Origin of the sequence: Corallococcus aberystwythensis (assembly GCF_003612165.1) — a bacterium.
Lineage (GTDB): Bacteria > Myxococcota > Myxococcia > Myxococcales > Myxococcaceae > Corallococcus > Corallococcus aberystwythensis.
On sequence record NZ_RAWK01000108.1, the window covers coordinates 20,108 to 29,955 of the forward strand.

At 70.8% G+C, this 9,848-nt stretch carries 9 protein-coding genes; 3 read left to right on the forward strand and 6 right to left on the reverse strand.

The genetic code is table 11. The annotated features are described in order from the left end of the window. The first annotated feature begins 48 nt into the window (after positions 1 to 48). Positions 49 to 1,530, forward strand: a complete 1,482-nt coding sequence (locus tag D7W81_RS19035; RefSeq protein ID WP_120556813.1) for a deoxyribodipyrimidine photo-lyase — start codon at positions 49 to 51, stop codon at positions 1,528 to 1,530. 101 nt (positions 1,531 to 1,631) lie between these two features. Continuing rightward, positions 1,632 to 1,955 (forward strand): polyhydroxyalkanoic acid system family protein, encoded by a 324-nt coding sequence (locus D7W81_RS19040; RefSeq protein ID WP_120556814.1) that lies wholly within the window; start codon positions 1,632 to 1,634, stop codon positions 1,953 to 1,955. Between the two features lie 27 nt (positions 1,956 to 1,982). Here the strand turns inward: D7W81_RS19040 and D7W81_RS19045 are convergent, their stop codons facing one another. The 6 genes from D7W81_RS19045 to D7W81_RS19070 all read right to left on the reverse strand — a co-directional run bounded on the left by D7W81_RS19045 (position 1,983) and on the right by D7W81_RS19070 (position 9,269). Next, complete coding sequence (locus D7W81_RS19045) at positions 1,983 to 3,710, reverse strand: protein-glutamate O-methyltransferase (protein WP_120556822.1); 1,728 nt, start codon at positions 3,708 to 3,710, stop codon at positions 1,983 to 1,985. Continuing rightward, the gene (locus tag D7W81_RS19050; protein WP_120556823.1) at positions 3,704 to 4,711 is read right to left on the reverse strand and encodes a chemotaxis protein CheB; all 1,008 of its coding nucleotides are present in this window, start codon (positions 4,709 to 4,711) and stop codon (positions 3,704 to 3,706) included. Before D7W81_RS19050 ends, D7W81_RS19045 begins: the two co-directional genes overlap by 7 nt. Before the next feature lie 31 nt (positions 4,712 to 4,742). After that, the gene (locus D7W81_RS19055) at positions 4,743 to 7,043 is read right to left on the reverse strand and encodes a hybrid sensor histidine kinase/response regulator (protein WP_120556815.1); all 2,301 of its coding nucleotides are present in this window, start codon (positions 7,041 to 7,043) and stop codon (positions 4,743 to 4,745) included. Between the two features lie 65 nt (positions 7,044 to 7,108). Further along, a complete protein-coding gene (locus D7W81_RS19060; RefSeq protein WP_120556816.1) occupies positions 7,109 to 8,368 on the reverse strand; it encodes a methyl-accepting chemotaxis protein in 1,260 nt (419 codons plus the stop codon). A gap of 5 nt (positions 8,369 to 8,373) precedes the next feature. Beyond that, on the reverse strand, positions 8,374 to 8,790 hold the full coding sequence (locus tag D7W81_RS19065; protein ID WP_244227290.1) for a Frizzy aggregation protein FrzB: 417 nt from the start codon (positions 8,788 to 8,790) through the stop codon (positions 8,374 to 8,376). After that, a complete protein-coding gene (locus tag D7W81_RS19070; protein ID WP_120556817.1) occupies positions 8,787 to 9,269 on the reverse strand; it encodes a chemotaxis protein CheW in 483 nt (160 codons plus the stop codon). Before D7W81_RS19070 ends, D7W81_RS19065 begins: the two co-directional genes overlap by 4 nt. A 179-nt stretch (positions 9,270 to 9,448) precedes the next feature. On the opposite strand from D7W81_RS19070, the gene D7W81_RS19075 reads away from it, so the two are divergent. Continuing rightward, positions 9,449 to 9,848: response regulator (locus tag D7W81_RS19075; RefSeq protein WP_147445539.1), on the forward strand; the 400-nt coding region annotated here is incomplete at its 3' end.

Here is a 9,848-nt window from a genome sequence, read left to right on the forward strand (position 1 = left end):
TGCGGGCGCGTTGGTTTTCCGCCGCGCGTCGAAGATTCTCGCGGGCCCATGCCCGAAGGCATCTCGTGGTCCGAACTCGGTGTCGATTCCTCCCGCGTCCAGGTCGTGAAGGAGGCCCCCTTCCCCTCAGGCCAGCGCGACTTCGTCCTCTACTGGTGCATGGTGAACCATCGCTGGGAGGAGAACCACGCGCTGGATGCCGCCATCGCGCTGGGCAACCACCTGGGCCTGCCCGTCGTCGTCTACCAGGCCATCCGCCCGGACCATCCCTACGCGTCGGAGCGGCTCCACGCGTGGGCGCTGGAGGGCATGGCGGACATGGCGAAGGGCTGCGCCGCGCGAGGCCTGCCGTACTGGCTGGAGCTGCCGCGCACGACGAAGGAGCACAAGCCCCGGCTCGCGAGCCTGGGCAAGCGCGCGGCGGCCGTCGTGTCGGACCTGTTCCCCACGTACATCATCCCGGGCCACCTGCGCGGCGCGGCGAAGGCGCTGCGCGTGCCGCTCTTCGCCGTGGACGCGTCGTGCGTCGTGCCCATGCAGCGCATCCCCGCGGCCCAGGTGGGCGCGTACGCGCTGCGCCCCAAGCTGCGCAAGCTGTGGCCGGAGTACCTGGAGCGCACCCTGCCCAAGCGCAAGCCGCGCGTGTCCGGCGCGAAGCTCCAGCCGGACTTCGAGCCCGCCGACGCCGTGAAGGCCCGGGCCGCGCTGGACACGTTCGCGGTGGATCATTCCGTGAAGCCCCTGGCCGAACGCGGGGGGCGCAAGGCGGGCCTCAAGGCCCTGGACGCGTTCCTCCACGAACGGCTGGAGGGCTACGACACCGGCCGGAATGATCCGGGCCTGGGCCAGCAGTCCAACCTGTCGCCCTTCTTCCACTGGGGCAACCTCTTCCCGGGCGAGGCGGCGCGCGCGGCCATCGCGGCGAAGGGCAAGGACCACCCGGCGGTGCAGTCCTTCGTGGAGGAGCTCCTCGTGCGCCGCGAGCTGGGCTTCAACTACTGCTTCCACACGCCCGGTCCGAAGCAGCTGAGCGTGGACTCCCTGCCCGCCTGGGCGCGCGAGACGCTGTCGCGCCACCGGAAGGATCCGCGCCCGCATCTCTACTCGTTCGAGGACCTGGAGCAGGGCCGCACGCAGGACGCGCTCTGGAACGCGTCCCAGCGCGAGCTGCGGGAGCGCGGGCGGATCCACAACTACCTGCGCATGCTCTGGGGGAAGAAGATCCTGGAGTGGAGCCCCACGCCGGAGGAGGCGCTCTCCCGCATCGCGCGGCTCAACGACACCTACGCGGTGGACGGCCGCGACCCCGCGAGCGTGTCCAACTTCATGTGGGCCCTGGGGCTGCACGACCGGCCCTTCCAGGAGCGCCCGGTGATTGGAAAGGTGCGGCCCATGAGCTCGCTGCGCACCGCGGAGAAGTTCGACCTGGACCCGTACCTGGAGCGCTGGGGCACCCCGGCCGGAGCTCCCGAGGCCGAGGAACCGGCCCCCGCGAGGGTGGGCAAGCCCCGCCGCAAGGCGGCCCGGTAGGCCGCCGGTGGACATCCCCCTGAAGACAGCGGTTCCCTTTCCGGCCCGGTGTCACTAAACCGCTCGGACGCACCCCCTTTCGCCGGTACAGGAGTCACGCCATGGGCACGTTGAAGTTCGAGGTCCCCCACAACCTTCCCAAGGACGAGGTCAAGAAGCGCGTCGAGTTGCTCCTGCAGTACTGGGGCAGCAAGTACGGCGTGAAGTCCGACTGGCAGGGAGACGAGGGCGCGAAGCTCGCCGGCAAGGTGATGGGCATCAACCTGGACGCCGGCTTCACCATCACGGACAAGGCCGTGTCCGGTGAGGGCACCGACCCCGGCATGCTCCTGCGCAGCCAGGCGAAGACGTACCTGCAGAAGAAGTTCAGCTCCGTGCTGGATCCGTCCGTGAGCCTGGATCAGGTGAAGAGCAAGCTGGACTGACGCGGACGCCGTGCGCCGGGCTTCGTCTCAGCCCGGCTGCTCCTCCAGCGCGGCCAGCGCATAGCGGGCCGCGCGGGAGATGGCCTCCGCGGAGTCGAGCATCTCCGGGTAGTGCCCCGCCAACGGGCGCTGCGGATACTTCAGCTGCGCGACGGCGTTGCGGTAGCTGCGCCGGGCCGACTCGAAGTCGTGCGTGCGCTCCTGCACCTGGGCCAGCAGGTAGTGGCCGATGGCCAGCGTGGGCTCCAGGAACAGGGCCTTGGCCAGCTCCGAGCGGGCCTCGGGGAAGCTCCCCGCCTGCATCGCCGCCACCCCGCCGAAGACACGCGCCTCCACGCACAGCGGTTCGCGCTGGAGCGCCTGGGCGAACGTGTCGCGCGCCTCGCTGATGCGGCCGGTGAGCGAGTACAGGTTGCCCAGCGTCAGGAGCGCGTCCAGGTCGGAGGGCTCGTCCACCAGCAGGCGCTTCACGCCCTCGATGGCGCCCGGGAAGTCCCCCTCCCCCATCTTCCGCACGGCCATGTTGAGGCGCTCCGCGGGGGGCAGCAGCTGCGGCCACGAGCCGCTGGGACGCGTGGGCGCCGCTTCCGCCGGGGGCCGGGAGGCCGGCGGATCCACGCGAATGGCCGCGAAGGAACCGGAGGACCGCTCCGGCGCGGTCCGGCGCGGAGGCTCCGCCGGACGGGGCGGATCCAGCTTGATGGCGGGGAACTCCCCGGTGCGGCGCCCCGTGAGCGCGCCCACCGCGGGCATCTCCGTGGTGGGCCTTCGCACGGGCGCGTCGGAAGCGCCCGCCGTGCGCAGCTTCGCCGCGGTCGCCGCGTTGGCCTGCAGCCGCTGGCGCAGCTCCACGGCGAAGGACTCCGGGCTGCCCGGGCGCGGCTCCGTCGCCATGGGTGCCAGGGGCGGCGGCGGGCGGGGGCGCTCCCCCAGGGGGCGCCGGTACACGAACGCGCCGTCCACTTCGACCATCTCGAAGCGGTCGTAGACCTTGAACAAGCTCTCCGAGTACCCCAGGAAGAGCAGCCCGCCCGGGCGCAGCGCCGCGAGGAAGCGGTCCATCAACGCGCGGATGGTGGGCAGGTCGAAGTAGATGATGACGTTGCGGCAGAGGATGAGGTCCAGCGACGCGGGCGCCACCTTGTCGAACACCGGCACGGCCAGGTTCTGACCGTCGAAGCGGATGTACTCGCGCAGGATGGGCGACGCCTCGTAGCCCTCCTCCACGGGCCGGAAGAAGCGCGACAGCCGCTCCGGTCCAATGGCCATCGCGCGCCGCGTGGTGAACCGCCCCTGCCGCGCGGCCTCCACCGCGGCCAGGTTCAGGTCGGTGGCCCACAGGTCCACCTCCACCGCGAGCGCCCCCAGCTCCGCCATCACCAGCGCCAGGCTGTAGGGCTCCTCGCCGGTGGCGCAGCCCGCGGACCAGATGGACACCTTGCGCATCTCGCGCCGCGCCCGCGCGAGCAGCTCCGGCAGCACGCTCTGCTCCAGCGCGCGGAACTGCTTCGCGTCGCGGAAGAACTCCGTGTGCCCCACCGTCACCAGCGGCAGGAGCGCGCGCAGCTCCTCCTCGCCGCTCGCGCTCATCAGCTTCTGCAGGTACTTCTCCGGGTCGCTCAGGCCCAGCACGGGCATGCGCGTGGACAGGGCGAGCCGCAGGCTGTGGTAGCCATCCAGGGTGATCTTCAGCCCCGCGCGTTCCAGCAGGAGCGCGGACAGCTGCTGGAGCACCTTGTTGCCCACGTTCAGCACGCGTCCACCCACTGCACCAGCGTCGGAGCGATGACGTCCAGCGGCAGCACCTGCTGCGCCGCGCCCAGGAGCACCGCTTCCCGCGGCATGCCGTAGACGACACACGTGGCCTCGTCCTGCGCGATGGTGCGCCCACCCCGCTCGCGAATCTCCTTCAACCCCCTGGCGCCGTCGCGGCCCATGCCCGTCAGGATGACGCCGATGCACCTCTTGCCGAAGGCCTCCCCGGCCGAAGTGAGCAGCATGTCACACGAGGGGCGGAAGCCCCGCAGGGCAGGTCCTGTATCCAGTTCCAGACGGCCGTCCGGCTTCACCAGCAGATGTCCTCCCGAAGGGGCGATGTACACCGTGCCCGGCTCCATCCACGCGTCGTGCGTCGCCTCGACGACGCGCAGCGCCGTCTCCGTGGACAGCCAGTGCGCCAGGCCTTCCGTGAAGCCATGGCTGATGTGTTGACAGTAGGCGATGGGCGCGGGGAAGCCGCGCGGAATCATCCGCAAGAGCTGCGCCACGGCCTTCGGTCCGCCCAGCGAGGCGGCCAGCGCCACCAGGGGGAACGGCGCGGTGGGCCCCTCCTGCGGCAGTGGCTTGGACTGCGACGAGGAGGGCGGCGAGCGCACGCCCTTCACCTGCGCCAGCATCACCAGCTTGCGGTTCACCGCGTGCCAGAAGTCCGGCCCCGGGGTCATGGGCCGGTCCATCACGTCCAGCGCGCCCAGGGCCAGCGCCTGGAACGCCTGCTGTCCGGTGAGCACGCCCGGGTGCAGCGCGAGGATGGGCGTGGGGCGCACGGCCATGATGCGCTCGATGGCGCCCAGCGCCTCCGAGGAGATGAGGTCCACCAGGAGCACGTCCGGGAAGTGCCTGCGCACCACCCCTTCCGCGCCCACGTAGTCCGCCTCCGGAGGGCCCACGGCCACCAGCGACTCGCCGTCGAAGAGCCCGCGCACCAGTCCGCGCAGGCCCCTCCCCACCAGGAGTACCCGGAACGCGAGTCCCATCACCGCCGTGCCGCCGCCCACGAGAGGCTCCTCAGGTCAGCCGATCGATGGACTGCGCCAGGATCTCCACCCCCAGCTCGCCCTTCACCAGGTACGCATCCGCGCCCGCATCCAGGCCGCGCCGCTTGTCCTCCGGCGACGCGAGCGACGACAGGATGATGACCGGGATGCGTGCCACGGCGGGCGTGCCCTTCAGCCGCCGCGTGAGGGAGAAGCCGTCCAGCTTCGGCATCTGCACGTCGGTAAGGATGAGGTCGTACGTGTTCGTCTGCACCTTCGCGTACGCCTCCTCGCCGTCCTGCGCCTCCTCCACCGAGTGGCCCAGCGCCTTGACGAGCGCGCCTTCCGTCGCTCGAGCGATGGGCGAGTCGTCCACCAGGAGCACGCGCAGCCGCCGGCTGGCGGGCGCCTGGGTGACGGGGCGGGCCATGCGGCGCACCTCCGTCATGATGTCCGGCACGTGCAGCAGCACCGCGATGCGCCCATCCTCCAGCGCCGCCGTGCCCGCGATGAACGGCGCGCCCTTGAGGAACTCGCCACCGCAAGGCTTCACCGCCACCTCGCGCTCGTCCACGAAGCCGTCCACCACCAGCGCGGCGTAGTCGTCACCGTGGCGCACCACCACCGCGGGAGGCTTGTCGAAGCGGTTGCCGCCGTTGAGGCCCAGCAGCGGCCCCAGCGCCACGAGCGCCGTGGGCTTGCCCCGGTGCCGCACCGCCAGCGTGCCAAACACCTCCATGCGGTCATCCGGCTTGATGCGCATGACGGCCACCACGTCCGCGGCGGGCATGCCGTAGACGTCGTCGCCCAGGCGCACCAGCAGCACCTTCATGAGGGCCAGCGACTGCGGCAGGCGCAGCGTGATGGTGGTGCCCCGGCCCTGACGGCTCTGCACGCCGACGGAGCCGCCCAGCGTCTCCACCTTGCGCTTCACCACGTCCATGCCGACGCCGCGGCCAGACAGCTCGCTGACCTGTTCGCGCGTGGAGAAGCCGGGGCGGAAGATGAGCTCGATGGCCTCGCGCTCCGACAGCGCGGCGGCCTGCACCGGCGACAGGAGGCGCTTGTTGATGGCCACCTGCTTGAGCCGCTCGGTGTCCATGCCCCGGCCGTCGTCCTCCACCTCGATGTGGAGCATGTCGCCGTCCACGCGCACGCGGATGCGGATGCGGCCCGTGTCGGGCTTGCCCATCTGATGACGGAAGTCCGCCGACTCCAGGCCGTGGTCCACCGCGTTGCGCAAGAGGTGCACCAGCGCGTCGCGCACGTCCGCCAGCATGGACCGGTCCACGCCGATGTCGGCGTTCTCGATGACCAGGTCCACTTCCTTGTTCTGCGTCTTCGCGATGTCGCGCACCGCGCGCGGGAACGCGTCGAACACGGTGGACAGCGGCACCAGGCGCGCCTCGGCCACGTGGTCCGCCAGCTGGGCCAGGTTGCCGTGCAGCGTGTTGATGCCGTCCCCGTTGCGGCGCACGAAGCGGAACGCGTCGTCGCGCAGCATGTGCAGGTCCGCCTCCGCGCGCTCCAGCTCATTGCGGATGGCGTCCGGGACGTCCACCTCCTCGGAGATGCGCAGGAAGCGGTCACCCAGGCGGCTGAAGCGCTCGAAGAGCTGCGCTGTCTCCCCGCTGCGAAGCCGGCCGCGCGCGCTCTCCACCAGCAGGTCGCCGGCGAGCAGGCCCAGCGAGTCCAGCACCTCCACGTTCACGCGGATGCTGCGGTCCGCGATGGAGTTGGCCTTCGCGGCGCTCGGAGCCTCCTCCTCCTTCGCGGCCGGAGCCGGCGGGTGCGGCGCGGCGGCCACGGGCTCCGGCGCACGCGGCGCGGCCACCGGGGCCTGCGCCACCACGGGCGGAGCGACGGGCGCGGCCACGGGGACCTGCACCGCGGGCTTGGGCGGAGGCTGCGCGGCGGGCTTGCGCACCGGGCCCAGGGCGGGCACGGGGTGGCCGGACACGTCCGACAGCGCCTTCACCATCTCCTCGGTGGCGGACGAGCCGGTGTGGGCCGCGTCCAGATCTTCGATGAGGTCCGACAGCACGTCGCAGGCACGGAGCATGACGTCCGTGGCTGTTTCGGTGGCCGTCTTGCCTTCGCGCTCGGCGCGCAGGACGTCCTCGGCGGCGTGCGCGAGCTGCCCGATGGCGGCCAGGCCCAACATGCGGGCCTCGCCCTTCATCGTGTGCAGTTCGCGCGCGACGTCCTCCGCGGCCTGCTCCGCGGTCTCCTTCTCCAGGTCGATGACTCCCAGCTGGATCTTCTGGAGTCGGTCGGCCGTGACCTCCTGGAACTTCTTCAGGAGGGATTTCTTGAGGGCCTCGGTGTCCATGGGTCGCGGGCGTCAGGGCGCGCAAGGCGCCCATCGACCCATTTCTCCCCTTAGGAGAACGACTGCTAGTCGGCCTTGAACCGCTTGATGAGCTCGGCGAGCCGGCTCGCGAGCTGGGTGAGCTCGGCGGCGGCCCCGGTGGCCTGCTTCGACGCCTGCGTCGTCTGGCGCGTCACGTCCTCGATCTCCGCCATGGACGCCACCACCTGCTCGGTGGCCGTGCGCTGCTGCTGGGTCGCCAGGTTGATGACCCGGGCCGCGTCGCTCGTCTCCTGCACGCCTGCGAGGATGCCCTCCACGGCCTGCGCCGCCACCGCGCCCAGCTTCTCGCCGGACTCCGTGGCGTGCTTGGACGCGTCCGCCGCACCCGCGGCGGCCTGCGTGGCCTCGCGGATCTCGGTGATCAGGTTCTTGATCTCCTTGGTGGACTCCAGGACGTTCTCCGCCAGCCGGCGCATCTCCGCCGCGACGATGGAGAAGCCCTTGCCCGCCTCGCCCGCGCGGCTGCCTTCCAGCGCCGCGTTGAGCGCCAGCAGGTCGGAGCGGTCCGCGATCTCGTCGATGACCTCCACCACCGTGCCAATGCGCTCCACGCGCTTGGACAGCTTGGAGATGGAGTCCGCCACGGCGACACCGTCGCTGCGGATCTGCTGCATGGCCTGGATGAACTCGCCAATGGCGCCACGGCCCGCGCGGGCCGCGCCCAGCGTCTCTTCGGCGACGCGCGCCACGCTGCCCGCGTTCTCCGCGATCTGCGCGGAGGCGTGCTTCAGCTCCTCCATGGTCGCGGTCGTCTCATGGATGGCCGCGGCCTGCTCGGTGGAGGACGTCTCGTGCTGCGTGGACGCCGCCAGCACCTGGTTGGCGGAGGACGACAGCCGCAGGGCGGCCTCGTTGATCTCCCGCACGAAGATGCGCAGCGTCTCAATGACCTTGCCGAAGCCCTCCAGCAGGGGCCCGAGCTGGGGGTCTTCGGTGGACGTGTTCCAGCGCGACAGGTCGCCTTCGCGCACCAGGATGATGAGCGAGTCGAGCGCCTGATCAATCTCCTGCGCCGCCACCTGCTTGCGGTGTTCCGCGGAGGAGAACTGCTCCAGCACCTGGTTGAGCAGGTGGCCGAAGCCGGTGGGGTCCGCCTGGACGCGGTCCTGCGGCACGCGCGCGTTCAGGTTGCCGGACAGCACCGACATCAACGTGTCGGTGAAGGGCTTGAACGGATCCGTCACCGTGTTGGCGATGACGGACTCCGCGCCGGCCTTCACGCCCGGGGACTTCCTCGCGCCGCGGGACTTCGCGGGCTTTTCGTTGGGGCTCTCCAGGGACATGTGTGTCAGTGCCTTCCTTGCGTCTTCAAGGTTTCCGCCAAATCAATGAGCAACACGGGACGGCCCGCCTCTTCATCCAGGCAGACGCCCACCGCATATGAAGCCGCCGCCGCCGCGACCGGCATGCGGCGCAGCCCGGAGAGCGGGATGGTGCGCACCCCGTTGACGGCGTCCACCTTCAGGTGGCCCTCGCCCTCGGGGGTATCGAACACGATGGCGCGGTGCCCCTTGTGGGGCAGGCCCAGGTCGCGCACGGTCAGGTCGTCCGGGAGCGCGCGGTCGATGCGCAACACGGACGACGCGTCCGTGCCGTACTCCGAATCCCCGATCTGGAAGAAGAGGACGTCCACCTCTCCCAGGGCGCGCTCCGCGTCCGCGTCCAGTCCGGGGGCCGGCTCGTCGAGCAGGTCATTGCCGCTCATCGCACCACCGCGCGCTGACGGGCCGTCTGCAGGAGCTTGGAGAAGTTGAGCAGGTTGATGCCATCCGCCGGCCCCGAGCCCTGCACAACGCCCAGGAGGTGCTCCGCGGCCTGATCACCACCCAGGGGCGGCGGCAGGATCTCCGACACGGGGATGCGGCGAAGGCCGAGCACGGTGTCCGCCACCACGCCGGACACGTAGCTGCCGCTGACGCCCACGAAGATGCGGGTGCGCGGACCGATGCGCGCCTCGCCCTTGCTGAGGAAGCGCAGGAGGTCCACCACCGGCAGCACCTGGCCGCGGTGGCCGGTGACGCCCAGGATGAAGGACGGCGTGCGCGGCAGCGGCGTGAGCAGCCCGGCGCGCAGCACCTCGAGCACGTTCTCACTGGGGACGCCAAAGCGCAGCTCGCCCACGCGGAAGCAGAAGAATTCCAGCTCCGGCCGGGCCTGGGCGGCCATCGTACGGTCTGGCGCCATGCGCAAGGCGCGTTGGAGGGGGGAGGAGTTCGGGGTCAAGGCAGTGAAGTATCCAGGACCGGGAGAAAGGGGGTCAAGGGTCCATCGTCAGGACCGGACAGGCCGCCTGCTCTCCGTTTCGATGGTCCAACGTGACCCAAAGGTGTAGGGTTGAGTGCCGGGAGCCCCTGAGGAGGACGATGTCCCGCGTACTGGTCATTGATGACAGCCCGATGCTTCTGGAACTCACCGTCCGGGCCCTGACGGCCGCCGGCTACGAGGCCAGTGGCGCGCAGGACCTGGCCACGCTCAACCAGAAGCTCACCGAAGGCCCGTTCGCGCTCATTCTCATGGACGTGAACATGCCGGAGATGTTCGGCGACGACGTCGTCGAGTACCTCCGCACGCAGAAGGGCGTCACGGCCAAGCTCGTCCTCTACTCCGACATCTCGGAGCAGGAGCTGGACGCGAAGACGAAGAACTCCGGCGCGGATGCCTACATCCTCAAGAGCGGAGGTCTGGAGGGCGTGCTGGGGGGCGTCATGGGCCTCATCGGCGCCCCGGCGCTGAACATCCCCGCCGCGGTCCCCTCTCCCACCC